Origin of the sequence: Lutibacter holmesii (assembly GCF_042679665.1) — a bacterium.
In the GTDB taxonomy this organism is placed as follows: domain Bacteria; phylum Bacteroidota; class Bacteroidia; order Flavobacteriales; family Flavobacteriaceae; genus Lutibacter; species Lutibacter holmesii.
Genome location: NZ_JBHTMV010000004.1, coordinates 428657 through 446548 on the forward strand (window position 1 = coordinate 428657; position 17892 = coordinate 446548).

General features: G+C 31.2%; 14 protein-coding genes. 3 read left to right on the top strand and 11 right to left on the bottom strand.

What is annotated here, in order from left to right:
* Positions 1–21 precede the first annotated feature (21 nt).
* The 8 genes from ACFQ5N_RS10195 to ACFQ5N_RS10230 all read right to left on the bottom strand — a co-directional run bounded on the left by ACFQ5N_RS10195 (position 22) and on the right by ACFQ5N_RS10230 (position 9195).
* Positions 22–399: a DUF2200 domain-containing protein gene (locus ACFQ5N_RS10195; protein ID WP_386809396.1), complete on the bottom strand. Its 378-nt coding sequence runs from the start codon at positions 397–399 to the stop codon at positions 22–24.
* A gap of 9 nt (positions 400–408) precedes the next feature.
* Positions 409–936 carry a GNAT family N-acetyltransferase gene (locus ACFQ5N_RS10200; protein WP_386809397.1) on the bottom strand — a complete coding sequence of 176 codons (528 nt, stop codon included), beginning with the start codon at positions 934–936 and terminating at the stop codon, positions 409–411.
* An 83-nt stretch (positions 937–1019) separates the two neighbouring features.
* Complete coding sequence (locus ACFQ5N_RS10205) at positions 1020–1628, bottom strand: hypothetical protein (protein WP_386809398.1); 609 nt, start codon at positions 1626–1628, stop codon at positions 1020–1022.
* Between the two features lie 27 nt (positions 1629–1655).
* Positions 1656–2150, bottom strand: a complete 495-nt coding sequence (locus tag ACFQ5N_RS10210) for a GyrI-like domain-containing protein (protein ID WP_386809399.1) — start codon at positions 2148–2150, stop codon at positions 1656–1658.
* Between the two features lie 239 nt (positions 2151–2389).
* On the bottom strand, positions 2390–3058 hold the full coding sequence (locus ACFQ5N_RS10215) for a response regulator (protein ID WP_386809400.1): 669 nt from the start codon (positions 3056–3058) through the stop codon (positions 2390–2392).
* A 1-nt stretch (position 3059) separates the two neighbouring features.
* A complete protein-coding gene (locus ACFQ5N_RS10220; protein ID WP_386809401.1) occupies positions 3060–4754 on the bottom strand; it encodes a tetratricopeptide repeat-containing sensor histidine kinase in 1695 nt (564 codons plus the stop codon).
* A 2225-nt stretch (positions 4755–6979) separates the two neighbouring features.
* Positions 6980–8026, bottom strand: coding sequence for an SDR family NAD(P)-dependent oxidoreductase (locus tag ACFQ5N_RS10225; protein WP_386809402.1), 1047 nt, complete (start codon positions 8024–8026; stop codon positions 6980–6982).
* Positions 8027–8061: 35 nt separating this feature from the next.
* Complete coding sequence (locus tag ACFQ5N_RS10230; protein ID WP_386809403.1) at positions 8062–9195, bottom strand: DegT/DnrJ/EryC1/StrS family aminotransferase; 1134 nt, start codon at positions 9193–9195, stop codon at positions 8062–8064.
* 183 nt (positions 9196–9378) lie between these two features.
* Here ACFQ5N_RS10230 and ACFQ5N_RS10235 point away from each other — a divergent pair, with 183 nt between their 5' ends.
* A complete protein-coding gene (locus tag ACFQ5N_RS10235; RefSeq protein WP_386809404.1) occupies positions 9379–10125 on the top strand; it encodes a tyrosine-protein phosphatase in 747 nt (248 codons plus the stop codon).
* A 408-nt stretch (positions 10126–10533) separates the two neighbouring features.
* Here ACFQ5N_RS10235 and ACFQ5N_RS10240 read toward each other — a convergent pair whose 3' ends face one another.
* Complete coding sequence (locus ACFQ5N_RS10240) at positions 10534–12897, bottom strand: GumC family protein (protein ID WP_386809405.1); 2364 nt, start codon at positions 12895–12897, stop codon at positions 10534–10536.
* Between the two features lie 10 nt (positions 12898–12907).
* Entirely contained in the window at positions 12908–13681 is a 774-nt protein-coding gene (locus tag ACFQ5N_RS10245; protein ID WP_386809406.1) for a polysaccharide biosynthesis/export family protein, read from the bottom strand.
* Between the two features lie 315 nt (positions 13682–13996).
* On the opposite strand from ACFQ5N_RS10245, the gene ACFQ5N_RS10250 reads away from it, so the two are divergent.
* Together ACFQ5N_RS10250 and ACFQ5N_RS10255 are read left to right on the top strand one after the other, a co-directional pair.
* Positions 13997–14155: a hypothetical protein gene (locus ACFQ5N_RS10250; RefSeq protein WP_386809407.1), complete on the top strand. Its 159-nt coding sequence runs from the start codon at positions 13997–13999 to the stop codon at positions 14153–14155.
* Between the two features lie 1156 nt (positions 14156–15311).
* Complete coding sequence (locus tag ACFQ5N_RS10255; RefSeq protein WP_386809408.1) at positions 15312–15707, top strand: HU family DNA-binding protein; 396 nt, start codon at positions 15312–15314, stop codon at positions 15705–15707.
* A gap of 1617 nt (positions 15708–17324) precedes the next feature.
* Here the strand turns inward: ACFQ5N_RS10255 and ACFQ5N_RS10260 are convergent.
* Complete coding sequence (locus ACFQ5N_RS10260) at positions 17325–17876, bottom strand: sugar transferase (RefSeq protein ID WP_386809409.1); 552 nt, start codon at positions 17874–17876, stop codon at positions 17325–17327.
* Positions 17877–17892: the final 16 nt, after the last annotated feature.

Below are 17892 nucleotides of genomic sequence, written 5' to 3' on the forward strand. Positions count from 1 at the left end.
ATTCTAAATTTAGGTATGGTTTTATGGTTTTGCTACTCGTAAAATTTTGTCCATTTTACGCCCTTTTGCCAACTCATCAACTAGCTTATCTAAATACCTACATTGGCGGTAAACAGCAAATTCATCAGGTATTTCTTCAATTCTATACCCACAAATTACTCCTTTAATTAGCGGTGCATTAGGGTGTAATTGTGCTTTTTGAAAAAATGTTTCAAATGTTACTTTTTCATCAAGTAACGTTTGTAATTGTGCATCATTAAAACCGGTAAGCCAGGTGATTACCTGATTTAGTTCTTCTTTGGTTCTTCCATTTTTCTCTAATCGGTCTAGGTATAACGGATAAATAGAAGCCACAATCATGTTGGCCACTTTTTCATTTTTTGCAGCAGTAACTTTCATTCTATTTGTTTATTTTACGTTGTTGTTTTCAATTTTATACTGTAATAATACGATAGGATCATTTGGTAACTGAAGTGTTCCTATAAGTTGTAGCCCCAATTTCTGTAATAATTTTTGAGAGCCTAAATTTTCTTTACTAGTTATGGCTTGTAAAGATGTGAGGCCAAACTCTTGAAATGCCGCTTCTTTAAGTCTGTTGGCAGCTTCAAACCCATAACCTTTATTTTCAAATTCAGGAAGAAACGCAAAGCCAATATCAAATCCATCAACACCTTCCCTATCATACAAACCGCAAGTACCAATTTTTTGCTGATCTTGTTTTCGAATTAATGTATAATTTGAAAAACCCAATCTTTCAAGTTGCGGCATCATTTTTTCATTGATGTAATCTTTGGCGCTTTCAACTGTTTTTACATTTCTATCGCCAATATATTGAAGCCATTTGGGTGTATTTAAAAGTGACAATACAAATGCAGCATCACGCACTGTAGTAGGCATTAAAATTAGTCTTTCTGTTTCAAACGATGTATAGTTCATTTTAAATTACTTGAGTTAAACAGTACAAGCAGGCTTTCAAATTTAAGCCTATTTTAGCGATTACTAAACTACTTAAAGCAGTTTTATACTTTAAACTGCTTACTGTTTAATTTTTGTTGGGCTATATTTCTAACTTTTTTTGAAATTCCATTTTCTGCAAACTTCGCTATGATTTCACGTGTTACGGCCTGCTGGTCTACTATATAGTTTTGAATGTTCGCTTGGCCATTTGCAATTACTTTTTCAACCAACTCATTTGAGATGCCATTTTCCAATAGTTGTAAACGGTAAGCTTCTGAAATTTCATCAACTACTCCTCTATTTATAGTCATTCTAGGATCTTGGAAACAAGGTAAAGTTCTCATAAGCTCTTCTAATTCAGCTACAAGTTTTAAGCGACTCTTGGTAGAAAAAGTTAAAAATGGATGCTCCCAATTGGGTTCAATATCAAATTCATTTGTTTTGGAGTTAAAAATTTCTACAAAATTTAATACCTGTAGTTGATACGCACCTTGCAGGTCTTGCTCTGGTCTCCATTGAACATCAATTAATTTTAATCGAGTATTGTTTTGTAACATTAACAAACTAGAACCTTCAAAATACGGTTCATTACCAGCTATTGGATCAACTTCATACAGCTGATTATAAGTTACTTCCCAACTGGCTTCTATTCTAAGAGGTTGAAGATGCATTTTTTTAGTTTTTGATTAAAATTTAGTTTAGGAATGACTAGCAACTGGTTTAATGGGTATCCAAACTTCTTCTTCAGCCTGTGCATCCATTGGGTTGTAATTTGCTCCTAAAACTTCAAAATGCGGACGTTGATCTAACTCATATTCCGAATTTGGCAACCATTCATTAAAAATATAGTTTGCTGTTTTAGGAAAATCTTTTGCGGCGCCTTTATGTATAAAAACAACATACAAACCACCTTCTAAAATACGGGTTTCTAGTTCTTTTGGTATATCTTCAAATTTATGAACCGAGACCATAGCGCATTTTGTAAACTCCGTTTGTGGATTAAAATCTTTAAAAATTAATGATTTGCTATAAACCTGCATAGCTATTAGATTTGAATCTACACGGTGTTTTATTAATTTTTGCAAAGGCATAAAACTTTTCCATAACGCAGCCGTTTTATCTGCACTTAAAGACATTTTTAAAGAGTTGCCTACTAGTTTTTTTTCGGAAAGTTGCGTTATTGTTGCTTGCATAGAATAGATTTGTTGTCTCAAATCTATAAAATATATTTAACTTACTAGCATATTGCTTTTGAAGTGTTGTGGATAGATAAAAAAGTTTAAAAAACAAAAAACCTTACAATTTCTTGTAAGGCATTATGCTCTTTTTCTATTTACAACTTCCCTTTAACTCGCTAAGTGTATTACAAAAGTAACGCAGCGCATACATAAAATTTTACGGAAACCCATAAAATTAGAAATTTTTACTAATTCTAAATAAGACCTAAATCTTTAGACATGGCCACTAAATGCGCTGGATTGGTTGCATTAAAATGTTCTTTTAAAAATTTCAATCGTTTCTCCACGGCGCTAACACTAGACGGACTTTTACCTAATTCTTTTAATTTTTCACTTATTTGACCTTGTAACAACCCTTGCGATAAACATTCAATCAAAAAAATATCATATGCGGTAATTTCTACAGCATTGTCTGTTGCAATATGTCCAGACAATTCAGGAGAAATATAAATACGATTTGATTGTTCTATCAATTGAATGGCTCTTTTCAATTCTCTTAACCCTTCTCTACCTTTCCACACATAAGCGTTTATTTTGTATTCATTGAAAAGCGTTTGAATGGTATACGCCTTATCTTCCACCGAAAAAACAGCAATTTTTAATTCGGGAAAGGCTGAACGTACTTCTTTTATAAGCGCATCACCTGAAGTAATTTTTTGTGTATTGTGATCTTGGTCAAATGACAAATCACTAATTAATAAATCAAAAGGAGCATTATTTAGTTGGGCACTTTTTAATTTTAACAAAGCCTCATCACAATATTGAACATATTGAATTTCAGCCACACCAATTTTTTCTAATTCAGAACGAACTCCAAAATTAATAAAGTCCTTATCCTCTGCTATCAATACTTTTTTAAACATTCTATTCTTTAAAAATTATCAATGCTTTAAACCCTTTATTTAAAGCTGATGTAAAAGTAATCATCCCTTGAATGGATTTTATACGGGTTTCCACATTTGACAGCCCATTTTTTATTTCAAGCGTTTCTAAGTCCACTCCTACGCCATTATCAGCATATTGAATCTTAAATTCTTTTTGGTTTTTTTCAAATGTTAGTGCTACTAATTTAGCCGCACTGTATTTTTGCATATTTACCATTAACTCTTGTAAAACTCTATAAATTTCAATTTGTTTGGTTTCTGATATTTTTTCTAAACCAACTTCTTCTAAATTTTTTAAAATAACGGTAGTGGTAGTAGCATTGAAGTTGACAAGCATACTTTTTAAAGATTGCACAAAATGTGCTCCAGTTTCAATTACCTTATGCTGATGTGAAATATCTCGTGTTAACAAATACACACTTTCTAAATCATCTAATAAATTTTCTTTTGGCGTGTTTACATATTGTAATTTATTCATAATATCTACCACATTATTGGCAACTTCATCATGTATTTTTTTGGCAATGCGTGTTTCGGTTTGATATACTTCAGCTCTTTTTTCTTGTTGATGTTTTTGTTTTCTAAAATACCCATAAATGAAAAGCATTACTAAAATTGCCCCCATTGAAACCGCGCCAATGGTATTTCTAGTTTGTTCTTTTTGCAATGCCAGTTCATTTTCAGCTGAACTAATTTTTAATCTGTAATTTTCTTCTCTATTTTGTTCAGAATCAAATTTTAACTTTGCATAGGTGTTCTTTGCATAGTTTTTAGCGGTATTTAAACTATCATTTATGTAAACATAACGTGTATAAAATCCTTTTAAGTTTGGTGAAGTATCTAATGCAATAATTTTTTCTAATGCTTCTAATTGGTCTTGCGGACTATTAGATTTTATAGCCATTCCATACATTTTTTTGGCATAGCTCAACGCCAATGTTGGATTATTTTTTTTAAAAACATCTGAAAGGTGTGCATAACTTGCAATTTGCCCCCAAGTATCTGATTGGGTGATTCTCATATTTAAAGCGCGCTTTAACTCAGGTACAACAGCAGTATCGCCACCGAGCCATTTTGTATAAGCTAAATTATCTATAATTCGAGCATTTGTTTTAGCATTTCCAATTTCTTGCGAACGCAAACTATCTAAAATAACAATTGCTTTATTATATTCTTTTAAATCTCTGTACACATTTGCTTTGTTTTGCAAATACAAAATTTTAAAATTGTTATTGCTTGTTATTTGCAACGCTTTGTTATACCAATATAAAGCTTCGTGATAATCTTGTTGTTTACGCGATGAGATTGCTAAACAATTATATACCGAAGTTAAATGATCTATGTTGTTTTTGGGTAAATATTTTATAGCCTCAATTCCGGTACTTTCACTACTTGTATAATCCCCTAAATCTGATTCTACAATGGCTAAAAAAACCAATGTTTGCCCTATCCCAGTACTATCGTTTAAATGTCTATAAATTTCATTTGCCTTGTTGTAATAAAAGTAAGCACTGTCTTTTTTATTAGCAACAACCAAATGGTAACCTTTTGTAAAGTATTCGTATGCTTTTTTAGATGTAAGTTCTGTTGAATTTACTGCTTCTTGAGAAATTGCAGTCCATGAAATTAAACAAAAAATTAAAAAATAGAGGGGCTTGATTTTACTTTTATTCATAGCACTAAATTACTATAAAAGTACCGATTATTAAATACTGTCTTACAATTCAAATTAATTATAAATAACACTAATAAATAGTAGCTACGCTGACGCTTAACTACCTAAAAAAACTTATTATTATGAGATCCTGAATTATCACTTCGACTCCGCTCAGTGACCGATATAAAATAACATATGAAATAACCAACGGCCTACTTTTCATTTCTGTAGGAATACAAAAAATATAAAACGGTAAGCATTCGAAGAACGTAGTGGTCTGAATGCGACAGTGAAACATTTGAACGTATTCAAAGAAATTAAAATAAGCCTAGATTTTTGGTTCTTTTCATCAATGGAAAAGAACAATAACAATTCAATTTATTACACTTAATAATATTCCTCCTCCAACCATCACTTCGACTCCGCTCAGTGACCTAAACAAATAAAATTTGATAAAAACAACGGCCTACTTTTCATTTCTGTAGGAATACAAAAAATGTGAAACGGTAAGCATTCAAAGAACGAAGTGGTCTGAATGCGATAGTGAAACATTTGAACGTATTCAAAGAAATTAAAATAAGCCTAGATTTTTGGTTCTTTCCATCAATGGAAAAGAACAATAACAATTTAGTTTATTACACTTTATAATATTCCACCTCATAACCATCACTTCGACTCCGCTCAGTGACCTATATGACTTCAACTATTCAACCTTTAAACTCATAAACACGGAATCATCACTTCGACTCCGTTCAGTGACCGATACAAAATAACATATGAAATAACCAACGGCCTACTTTTCATTTCTGTAGGAATACAAAAAATATAAAACGGTAAGCATTCAAAGAACGAAGTGGTCTGAATGCGATAGTGAAACATTTGAAAGTATTCAAAGTAATTAAAATAAGCCTAGATTTTTGGTTCTTTTCATTAATGGAAAAGAACAATAACAATTTAGTTTATTACACTTTATATTATTCCACCTCCTAACCATCACTTCAACTCCGCTCAGTGACCGATACAAATAACATTTACTAAAAACAATGGCCTACTTTTCATTTCTGTAGGAATACAAAAAATATGAAACGGTAAGCATTCAAAGAACGCAGTGGTCTGAATGCGATAGTGAAACATTTGAACGTATTCAAAGAAATTAAAATAAGCCTAGATTTTTGGTTCTTTTCATCTATGGAAAAGAACAATAACAATTCAGTTTATTACAATTAATAATATTCCACCTCCTAACTATCACTTCGACTCCGCTCAGTGACCGATATAACTTCGACTATTCAGCCTTTAAACTCAAAAACACGGAATCAACACTTCGACTCCGTTCAGTGACCTATACAAAATATCATATGAGAAAAACAACGGCCTACTTTTCATTTCTGTAGGAATACAAAAAATGTGGAGCGGTAAGCATTCAAAGAACGTAGTGGTCTGAATGCGATAGTGAAACATTTGAACGTATTCAAAGAAATTAAAATAAGCCTAGATTTTTGGTTCTTTTCATCAATGGAAAAGAACAATAACAATTCAGTTTATTACACTTTATAATATTCACCCCCCGAACCATCACTTCGACTCCGCTCGGAAACCGATATGACTTCAACTATTCAATCTTTAAACCCCAAACCAACTAAAAAACACTGAATCATCACTTCGACTCCGTTCAGTGACCGATACAAAATAACATATGAAATAAACAACGGCCTACTTTTCATTTCTGTAGGAATACAAAAAATATAAAACGGTAAGCATTCGAAGAACGTAGTGGTCTGAATGCGACAGTGAAACATTTGAAAGTATTCAAGGAAATTAAAATAAGCCTATATTTTTGGTTCTTTTCATCTATGGAAAAGAACAATAACAATTCAGTTTATTACACTTTATAATATTCCTACTACGAACCATCACTTCGACTCCGCTCAGTGACCGATACAAAATAACATATGAAATAAACAACGGCCTACTTTTCATTTCTGTAGGAATACAAAAAATGTGGAGCGGTAAGCATTCAAAGAACGAAGTGGCCTGAATGCGATAGTGAAACATTTGAAAGTATTCAAAGAAATTAAAATAAGCCTAGATTTTTGGTTCTTTCCATCAATGGAAAAGAACAATAACAATTCAGTTTATTACACTTTATAATTTTCCTACTACGAACCATCACTTCGACTCCGCTCAGTGACCGATACAACATCTAAACTATTTCACCATTAAACTATTAAACCTTTAAACTATTACTCCTTATAACTAGGAATCACATTTAAAATCATTTGCTGAACCGTATCAAAAGAGGTTTCTGGAGAAATTTTTGCAATTTTCTTAAGCAGTTTTAACCTATGTTTATCTTCAAAAGAACACATATAAACATTTAAATTACCTTCTTTTGTTAGGAATGTTTCTTCTTTATAATACAAAGATTCGTGTAATTTTTCACCAGGTTGTAAACCAATAAAGTTAAAAGCAACCATTTCTTTGTTTGAAAGCATCTTATTTGCCAATGCTTTCGCAAGTTCTATTATAGCAATCGGTTTTCCCATTTCACAAACCAATAAATCACCATCAGTAATCGTTGGAACTTGTAATAAAGCAGCACACACATTGTTCATAGTAATAAAATAACGTGTTACCTTTTCGTGAGTAATTGTAATGGGAACTCCTTGCTTGAGCTGCTGTTCAAATAAAGGAAGTACCGAACCATTTGAATAAGGAATGTTTCCAAAGCGAATTACCTTAAAACCACATTTATTGGATTGCTGAACATCAGAAATATAAAGTTCAGCCAATCGTTTACTTGCTCCCATTATACTTGATGGGTAAACAGCCTTATCTGTTGAAATGAGTACAAATTGCTGAACGTTGTGTTTTATAGCCGCATTTGCAAGAATGATTGTCCCTTTAAGATTTACTTTTATCGCTTCATACGGATACTTCTCCATTAATGATACGTGTTTACAAGCGGCAGCATGATACACTAAAGTAGGCTTCCATTTTTTAAAAATCTGATTGATTCTTATTTTATCACAAATATCTGCAAGTACAAATTCAACATTCGTTTCAGCATCAATCATTCGTAATTCTTGCTGTAATTTATACAAGCCAAACTCGTGTTGATCCAATAAAATCAATTGACAATTAGCTTGCTCTAACAATACTTTTGACAATTCACTACCAATAGAACCTGCTGCACCTGTAATAAGAATTACCTGATTTTGTAGGTTTTCTTTTACATTACTTGGTATGTTTAATTGAAATTTGGTTGCTAACAAGTGCTTTAAACTCATATTAGTTACATTGAAACACAAAAATAAGCTTTTAATTAAAGTTGTTCCTTTTTTAATGCCTTTTTAATACAATTGGTAATTCTAAACAAATCGAACTCGGTTAAATTAGATCCACTAGGTAAGCACAATCCATTGGCGAATAATTCTTCAGCAACGCCATTGGTAAAAGCAAGGTAATCTTGAAAAATAGGTTGCAAATGCAAAGGTTTCCATAAAGGTCGTGCTTCAATTCCCTCAAGATCTAAGGCAATTCTTATCTTTTCACGTACCTCAAAAGAAGGAGTTTGTATGCAAGAAAGCCATCTATTAGAATAATACCCTTTGGGTTCCTCTAAAAACTTCAACTCATTACAACCTTGCAATTCTTTCTTATAAAATTCAAAAATAGCTCTTCTTGCCTGTACACGTTCATCAATAACCGTTAATTGCCCACGACCAATACCTGCCAACACATTACTCATTCTATAATTATAACCAATTTCTGAATGTTGATAATGAGATGCTACATCTCTTGCTTGGGTTGCAAAAAACAAGGCTTTTGCTTTCATATTTTTGCTAGTACTAATCAATGCGCCACCACTAGATGTGGTAATAATTTTATTGCCGTTAAAAGAAATGACCCCAAATTCTGCCAAAGTCCCACAAGGAATATCTGCTACTTTACTACCCAAAGCACCTGCGGCATCTTCAATAATAGGTATTTCATATTTATTTGCTATGGCACGTACAGCTGAAACTTTAAAAGGCATCCCATAACTATCCACAGCAATTATTGCTTTTGGTTTTATTCCGTTTTTCAACCTGTTTTTAATAGCTTTTTCTAATAAATAAGGTGAAAGATTCCAAGTTAAGTCTTCACTATCAATAAAAATGGGAATTGCACCTTCATATAAAATAGGATTTGCTGAAGCACAAAATGTAAAACTTTGGCATAAAACCTCGTCTCCCTTAGAAATACCAAGTAATTTTAAAGCTAAATGAATTGCTGCAGTTCCAGAGTTCACCGCCAAAACATGACTTTGATTCCCTAAAAAATTTTCAAGATCGGTTTCAAAATTCATCAACTGATCACCAACTGGCGCAATCCAATTAGTATCAAATACTTCTTGAATAAAGTTTTGTTCAGTGCCACTCATATGTGGTGATGATAGCCAAATTTTATTTTTCATGATTTTCTTAAAACAATTCAAAAATACTGTTTTTATTTGGGAATAGAATGAAACTCTATTTCATAACAAATTTAAATAACAGGACTACCTATAAAAATACAATCAAAATTCAGTACAATTCCGTTTTATCTATTAACTTTGTTTTCCTATGTTATAGAAATAAATTAATTTAAATTGTTATAAATGCTTTCTTTTTTTAAAAAAAATAAATCGTCTTTAACCACAAAATTCCCAAAGGGTTTTGTTGATATTCATAACCATTTAATCCCAGGTATAGATGATGGTGCCAAAACATTGGATGACTCTTTAACGTTAATTAAAAGAATCCATAGCTATGGCATAGAACATATTATTTGTACACCTCATATTATGGAAGGAGTTTGGGAAAATAGCCCAGAAATAATTTTAGCTCAATTAGAAAAGTTAAAAATTCATTTAAATGAAAATAACCTTTCGAATATACATATTAGTGCAGCTGCAGAATATATGTTGGATGGCAATTTTAACAAATTATTGAGTAAGGGCAATTTATTAACTTTAAAAGATTCGTATCTTTTAGTTGAAATGTCGTACCTAAGTGCCCCAGTTAACTTATTTGAAACTTTATTCAATATTCAAATTGCTGGCTACACACCTGTGCTGGCTCATCCAGAACGTTATAATTTTTACCACCAAGATTTTGGTATGTATCAAAAATTAAAAGATGCTGGTTGTTTGTTTCAAATAAACCTCTTGTCATTATCAAATTATTATGGTAAGCATGTGAATACTACAGCTTTAAGATTATTAAAAGAAAACATGATAGATTTTGCTGGATCTGACACGCACCATAATCGTCATTTGAATTATTTAGAAAAAATTAACGATAAAAAAATACTACAGCGAATTGCACCTATTTTAGAAAATAATGGAAAATTCTTTTCTAATTAAGATTCTAAAAAAGGTTCCTTTTTTTCATACTACTATTTGACTTTTTATAGGTGATAAGAATAATAAAAATTTAATGGTTAGCGATAGAATACAATTATCTCAGATATTTATATCTCTGAATTAACACTTCGACTCCGCTCAGTGACCGAAATGATTTCAACTATTCAACCTATAAACTCCAAACCAACTCAAAAGTACGGAATCATCACTTCGACTCCGCTCAGTGAACAATATGACTTCAACTATTCAACCTTTAAACCCCAAACCAACTCAAAAACACTGAATCATCACTTCGACTCCGCTCAGTGACCAATACAAGCTAAGCTAATACTAACAACCAATTAGTACCAAAAAAAGTTCATTACAACAACTGCAATGAACTTTTTTAATATATACTAAATACTTTGATTAACTTTTACCTAAAATTTTCTTCCACCAAGGTATTTTCTTTTCTTCCTCTCCATAACCATAGCCATAACCATAACCATAGCCATAGCCGCCTTTTTCGTAATTTACATCATTCACTAATACTGCCATATTTGGTAAACGCTTTTCATGGTACAATTGTTTTGGAATTTCTAACAAGCGTTTATCTAAATAATTAGCTCTAATTACATATATAAATAAGTCTGCATAATGTCCTAGTAACAACGTATCTGTTACCAAATTTACAGGTGCTGTATCCACAATTACATAATCGTAGTTTTCTTTACCATAATTCAATACTTCCTCAAATCTGCCGTTCATTAATAATTCCGACGGATTTGGTGCAATTACTCCAGAATGAATCATATCAAAGTTTGTTTCTTCCACATGTTGCACAATTTCTGAAGGTTCTAATTTGGTATCCATTAAAAAATGTGTCAACCCTTTACCACTCTTAATATTTAAATATTCGGTAATTTTTGGTTTACGAATATCTGCTCCTATCAACAAAACTTTTTTATTTGACAATGCCATTACAGAAGCCATATTCAACGAAATAAATGTTTTACCTTCCCCACTCATTGTAGAAGTAATAAATATAGTTTTAGCATTAGAATAGACCCCAGATAACATAAAGTTCATATTTGTACGCAACAATCTAAAAGATTCTGCAATACTATCTCGATCATTTTCTGACACCACAATTTTCTTCGCAGATTTCGTTTTTGGAACATCACCAACAATAGGCGCTTTTACAATCTTTTCAATATCCTTTTTTGTATGAATTTTATTATCTAATAAAAATATTATATAAATAACTCCAAACGGCACAATCAAACCTAACAATAAAGCTGCTAAATAAACTATTTTACGTTTTGGAGCAACAGGCAAAGAACTTCCATAAGCTCTATCAATAATCTTTGCATTAGGTAATGTTACCGCCAATGTGATTGCATTTTCTTCTCTTTTTTGCAATAAATATAAATATAGCGCCTCAATAATCTCTTGTTGACGAACAATATCTCGATATTCTCGTTCCTGTCTTGGAACATCTGCAATTTTGGCATTTAATCTATTTTCTTGTTGTTCAATCTGCCTTAATGAAATCTCCAATGAAGACTTTAAATTAACTAAACTTTGAGAAATACTACCTCGCAAACCAACAATTTGCGAATCTAAGTTGATTATTACCGGGTTCAATTCACTTGAACTATTAGATATTCGATTCCTTTCTAAAATTAATTCATTATATGATGCTGTGTTTGCACTTAAACTTTCATCCCCTAACCCCAAATTTACAGGAATTAATTCTTCTTTATTACTCTGTAAAAAATCATTCACATATGCTACTAGTTTTAATTGCGTATTTAAATTCACAATAGCCTGCTCTAATTCTGATTTCGTTCCAACCACCAAAGAAGCCTCAGACGAAATATCCGACAATTTATTATCTACTTTAAATTTCTCTGCTCCCGTTTCAACAACTAATAACTCTTTATTTATTATATCTAAACGATTGTTTATAAAAACATTTGTATTTTTAGCTATCAAACTTTTGTCTTCAACCGCATCTTTATTATATTGTTTCACCAAATTATTTACAATATCTTCTGCCTTTAATTTTACATTATCCTTTAAACCAATTTCAATTACACTTGATTTTTTATTCACTGCTTGAATTTGAATTGCTCCTCGATATCTGTCAATAACTTTTTGAACAGAAGATATCTTTACAATTATTTCTTTCTCCTCATTATTTCTAAAAAATGGCGTTGAAATAACTTTTATTTTTCCTAAACTAGTTTTTATTTCCTCTCCAAATTTATGAACAGATACTAACTCACCTTTCAAACTTTTCAATTTAAATTCAGAAGTTGATTTTAAAACAATTACAAATGAAGTATCACTTTGATAAAATAATGAATCTTTATTCAAAAAATTAATTTGAATTGGTAGCTTTTTATAAAGTTCTGTTGTTTTTACTCTCCCTTCAAAATAATAGGAAATATTTAATTCTAAATCCTTCACAACACGCCCCATTAATGTACGGGATTTTAACAACTCAATCTCATTATCTAGTGAAGTTTGTACACCACCTAATAAATCTAAATCCTGAAATACTGCTAATTCAGACATCCCCCCTCCTTTTTCATCATCAATTAAAATAATACTTGAAACTTGATATTGATTAGGGGTGTACCGTAGATATAGAAACGCACCAATAATAGCAATTATTACTCCTAGTACAAACCATTTCCAATGGTAAACATACTTTTCTATTTCTTCTCTTAAATTGATTGAGTCGTCATTAAAATCGACTTCATTGAGTGGATTATTTTGTTGCATATAGAAAAAATTAAAGAAGGAAAATGGTAACCATTGATAATAAGATAGATATTGTAGAAAGAATAACACTGGTATTTGCACCTACAGCCGAGGCATTTACTTGTGTTCTATTCGGCTCCACATAAATCACATCATTCTGAGCTAGATAATAATAAGGAGAATTAAATAGTTCTTTATTTGTTAAATCTAAATTTACAAACACACGTTTCCCGTTTTGCTCTCGTATTAATAGCACATTCTTTCGCTTCCCATGAATTTCCAAATCACCAGCTAAACCAATAGCATCAACTATCGTAATACGTTCATTTGGCACCTCATATGAACCAGGTTTCTTTACTTGCCCCATAACGGTCACCTTAAAGTTCGTAAACCTAATATTAACAATCGGATTTTTTATATAGGTTTCTAAAATAGTTGTTAATTTTGTATTCAACTCCATAGTAGTTAAATCCAATACATTTAATTTACCTATTACCGGAAAATGAATATTCCCTTCAGCATCTACCAAATAAGTCAAAGGTTTTGCAGTCGTGGCTGTATTCCCTAAAATTGGTGTTTCATATAAATTAAAAGGTAACGCTGCTTCTGCATCAACAGCAGAAACATTAATTGATAAGAGATCTCCTACTTGAATTTTTGGTTGATAATTAATTAAGGTGTCATTTACCTCAACTCCCTCAAGATCTTGAAAGTAAACTATTTTTGCAGGTGAAGCACAAGAAGCAACACTTAAAATTGTTATTAACAATGAAAAGTATGCGAATACTAAGGTATTTTTCTTCATTCTTTTTCTAAGATTATTTTAATTTTCAAAGCATTTATAATTCCTCAATTACAAACAAATGCAAATTTACATTTTTTTTTGGGTAAATCGAAGTTTTAAAAGCTTATTCCCAATTATAAAAATAACATTTTAAAATGTAAAGTATGTAAACTACTATCTATCAAATAAAATAATTAATTAACCTTTTATAAACAATAAAGTATACTAAATTGTTAAAACAGTATATTTAACTATTAAACTAGTTAAAACTAAACTTACCCTATAATGTTCTGGGTCAATACTTCGACTCCGCTCAGTGACCAATACAAATAAACTATGAGAAAAACAACGGCCTACTTTTCATTTCTGTATGAATACAAAAAATGTGGAACGGTAAGCATTCAAAGAACGAAGTGGCCTGAATGCGAAAATATTTCTGTAGAAAATAGTTCTGAAGAAAAAGATTACATGCTTTCTTGTGAAACCTTTTATTAACTTTTCCATTGATGAAAAGTTACAAAAATCTAGGCTTACGATAAAAGCGCTAAATTTATGGCTCATAGGCTAAATTTTAAGAACTCGTATGTAGAAATTTCAAAAGTAGATGCTTACAACAACTCAAACAGCTTAAAATTTTACGCCTATTTCTCTGCAAATTTCACACGCTTTTCTCGATAGGCCGATTACAGTTCGAAGTGTAATTTTAGTTATTTAATTTACACCCTTAAACCTATAAACTGTTCAACCTTTATACCTATAAACCTTTCAACTCAAATATCCTGAATCATCACTTCAATTCCAATTCAGTCACAAAAATAAATTGCAACCTGTAAATCCAACAAGAAGTCGCTTTAAAGCTGATAACATCAACTACAAATTAAATTAAAAATAAGCTTAGAATTAACTCCTTAAAAAATACAATTTCTAAGGGATTAATTAACATTTTTTTAAGAATAATTCATCATTTTATCAATTTCAGCAACTTATGTAAAAATTACAGCCCTAACCAACAACAATACAACTCACTAATAAACAATAAGTTAAGCGCTTTTCAAGTTTAAAAACAATAGACATCATGCGGATTTTTGTTTTAAACACCAAATTATTAATAACTTTTTTTCTGAATCTAGAAAAGCATTACTATTTAACCTTATATTTGAAATAGGAAAATTTAATAAAAAGTTCTTGTTTTATTAAATTTATATACTATGCAGACTTTGTTTTGTATAGGTTGTTCCAAGATATTTTGTAAAAATATCTTCCAATAGCTATGAAAGCTATAGAATAAAAAAGTTCTAAAGGTGCAACTTTAGAACTTTGTATAAGGTAATGCTATAAGAAGCATTGTGTTTTAACAAAACAAATTTACACATCTTCTTTTAGCTTACCAAATTTTTTTTTTGGAAAAACGCCTATTATACATAGGTAAAAAATGGTAAGTATGATCTAATTATTTCACACATTGCTTGTAGTATAGTACCTGCAATTAAATGCTTTAAAATCGCTGTAGCTTTACTTTTAGAATAAAAGTGTGTTCACAAAAAAAAGCGTAAAGGCTTGTCGTACCGTAGGCCTTTTAAAAAATTACGGTTGATATAGAGTGTTCAAACCGTACTCTTTCAAAACGGTATTATTTTAAATATATATAATTATGAGCTTAAAAATAAAAGCTTTGAATATAAAAAATCCTCAGGATTTAAATGAAGAGTCAAAATATATTGCTAAGGCAATTTCAACAGGTTTAATTGATTTTGAACGATTGGCATATTTGGTTTCTAACCAATGTACCGTTCGTGAATCTGATTGCTATGCTGTTTTATTAGCTTTAGAGCATAATATGTTAGATGAATTACAACAGGGAAAAGTTGTTAATTTTGGTAGAATAGGTAATTTTCAAATTGGTGTAAAATCCAATAGAGAAGAAACAGCTGAAGAAGTTACCTTAAGTACTATCAAAAGTGCGCATTTAAACTTTAGAGCGAGTAGTAAATTAAGAAGTAAACTAAAATCGGTTGAGTTTTCTTTCAAAGGTCAAACTAGTTCATAGTTACTTATTATTTTGGCAAGAGGCTGTTTAAAATTTAAACAGCCTCTTTTTTTTAGCTATACAATTGTATCTTGCGCAACTCTCTTTTATTTCTTGCGCAACTTTTATTAAAAACTTGCGCAACTTACACTCATAACTTGCACAAGTTTTTTTTGTAAGTTCACCACTTATATGTGCTTCACTTCAATTTTTATAGCACATCCCCTTATTCCCCTATTCTACTCATCGATATGCTCCCAATATCATCACTTCGACTCCGCTCAGTGACCGATACAAAAAACTGATCTTATTTTCTATCGTAAAACCCTTTTATTAACTTTTTCATCAATGGAAAAGAACAATAACAATTCTATTTATTACACTTAATAATAATCCTCCTCCGAACCATCACTTCGACTCCGATCAGTGACCGATATGACTTCAACTATTCAACTATTCAACTTTTAAACCCCAAACCAACTCAGAAAACACGGAATCATCACTTCGACTCCGCTCAGCGACCGATAATAAACTTTTCAAGTGACCAATACAAAATATCATATGATAAAAACAACGGCCTACTTTTCATTTCTGTATGAATACAAAAAATGTGAAACGGTAAGCATTCAAAGAACGAAGTGGTCTGAATGCGATAGTGAAACATTTGAACGTATTCAAAGAAATTAAAATAAGTCTAGATTTTTGGTTCTTTTCATCAATGGAAAAGAACAATAACAATTTAGTTTATTACACTTTATAATATTCCACCTCCTAACCATCACTTCGACTCCGCTCAGTGACCGATATGACTTCAACTATTCGACCTTTAAACCCCAAACCAACTCAGAAACAATGAACTATCACTGCGACTCCGCTCAGTGAACTATACAAAATAACATATGAAATAAACAACGGCCTACTTTTCATTTCTGTATGAATACAAAAAATGTGAAACGGTAAGCATTCAAAGAACGAAGTGGTCTGAATGCGATAGTGAAACATTTGAACGTATTCAAAGAAATTAAAATAAGCCTAGATTTTTGGTTCTTTTCATCAATGGAAAAGAACAATAGCAATTCAGTTTATTACACTTTATAATATTCCACCTCATAACCATCACTTCGACTCCGCTCAGTGACCGATATGACTTCGACTATTCAACCTTTAAACCCCAAACCAACTCAAAAACACCGAACCATCACTTCGACTACGCTCAGTGACCGATACAAAAAATCATATGATAAAAACAATGGCCTACTTTTCATTTCTGTATGAATACAAAAAATGTGGAACGGTAAGCATTCAAAGAACGAAGTGGTCTGAATGCGATAGTGAAACATTTGAACGTATTCAAAGAAATTAAAATAAGTCTAGATTTTTGGTTCTTTTCATCAATGGAAAAGAACAATAGCAATTCAGTTTATTACACTTTATAATATTCCATCTCCTAACCATCACTTCGACTCCGCTCAGTGACCAGGACAACTACCTCTTCAACCTTTAAACCCCAAACCAACTCAAAAACACCGAACCATCACTTCGACTCCGCTCAGTGACCAATAATAAACTTCTCAATTTTTACACCTCTAAACCCTTAAACTTTTCAACCAATAAACCTTTCAATCTAATAATCAATCTTTAAAACAAACATGTTATTGTTTTCCATATAATTTTTAAATCGCCTAAAAAAGATTGCTGCTTATAATATGCTAAATTCATTTGAACTTTATCTGGAAAAATTACTTCATCGTTATAACGCAAAGGAAATTCTTGCTGTTTTAATAAGGTCTCTTCATCTCTATATTTAATAGTCGCTTCACAGGTAAGTCCAGGTTTTAATTTTAATAGGGTGCTTTGATTTCCTTTCAATTGATCATAATACCCTTCAATATCAGGTCTAGGGCCTACAACACTCATTGAACCATTAATCACATTTAATAATTGTGGTAATTCATCTAATTTTAATTTCCTTAATAATCTACCTCCTCTAGAAATAGCTTTGGTTTTTGGATGAATTGTTCGGAATTTATAAATTGAAAAAGGAATTCCAAATTGACCAATACGTTTTTGAATAAAAACGCCGGAAGTTTGAGTATCAAAAATTGCAAAAAGAAGCACTAAAAGAAATAACCAACTTAATAAAAGAACTAAACAAATTCCAAAAAATAAATCAAATACCCTTTTTATCATTATTTCACAAGAATCA

Coding starts and splice junctions, on each gene's coding strand:
- ACFQ5N_RS10200 (WP_386809397.1), bottom strand. CDS start 936: ATGAACTATACATCGTTTGAAACAGAAAGACTAATTTTAATGCCTACT.
- ACFQ5N_RS10245 (WP_386809406.1), bottom strand. CDS start 13,681: ATGAAGAAAAATACCTTAGTATTCGCATACTTTTCATTGTTAATAACA.
- ACFQ5N_RS10235 (WP_386809404.1), top strand. CDS start 9,379: ATGCTTTCTTTTTTTAAAAAAAATAAATCGTCTTTAACCACAAAATTC.
- ACFQ5N_RS10195 (WP_386809396.1), bottom strand. CDS start 399: ATGAAAGTTACTGCTGCAAAAAATGAAAAAGTGGCCAACATGATTGTG.
- ACFQ5N_RS10210 (WP_386809399.1), bottom strand. CDS start 2,150: ATGCAAGCAACAATAACGCAACTTTCCGAAAAAAAACTAGTAGGCAAC.
- ACFQ5N_RS10250 (WP_386809407.1), top strand. CDS start 13,997: ATGAGAAAAACAACGGCCTACTTTTCATTTCTGTATGAATACAAAAAA.
- ACFQ5N_RS10215 (WP_386809400.1), bottom strand. CDS start 3,058: ATGTTTAAAAAAGTATTGATAGCAGAGGATAAGGACTTTATTAATTTT.
- ACFQ5N_RS10255 (WP_386809408.1), top strand. CDS start 15,312: ATGAGCTTAAAAATAAAAGCTTTGAATATAAAAAATCCTCAGGATTTA.
- ACFQ5N_RS10225 (WP_386809402.1), bottom strand. CDS start 8,026: ATGAGTTTAAAGCACTTGTTAGCAACCAAATTTCAATTAAACATACCA.
- ACFQ5N_RS10260 (WP_386809409.1), bottom strand. CDS start 17,876: ATGATAAAAAGGGTATTTGATTTATTTTTTGGAATTTGTTTAGTTCTT.
- ACFQ5N_RS10230 (WP_386809403.1), bottom strand. CDS start 9,195: ATGAAAAATAAAATTTGGCTATCATCACCACATATGAGTGGCACTGAA.
- ACFQ5N_RS10205 (WP_386809398.1), bottom strand. CDS start 1,628: ATGCATCTTCAACCTCTTAGAATAGAAGCCAGTTGGGAAGTAACTTAT.
- ACFQ5N_RS10240 (WP_386809405.1), bottom strand. CDS start 12,897: ATGCAACAAAATAATCCACTCAATGAAGTCGATTTTAATGACGACTCA.
- ACFQ5N_RS10220 (WP_386809401.1), bottom strand. CDS start 4,754: ATGAATAAAAGTAAAATCAAGCCCCTCTATTTTTTAATTTTTTGTTTA.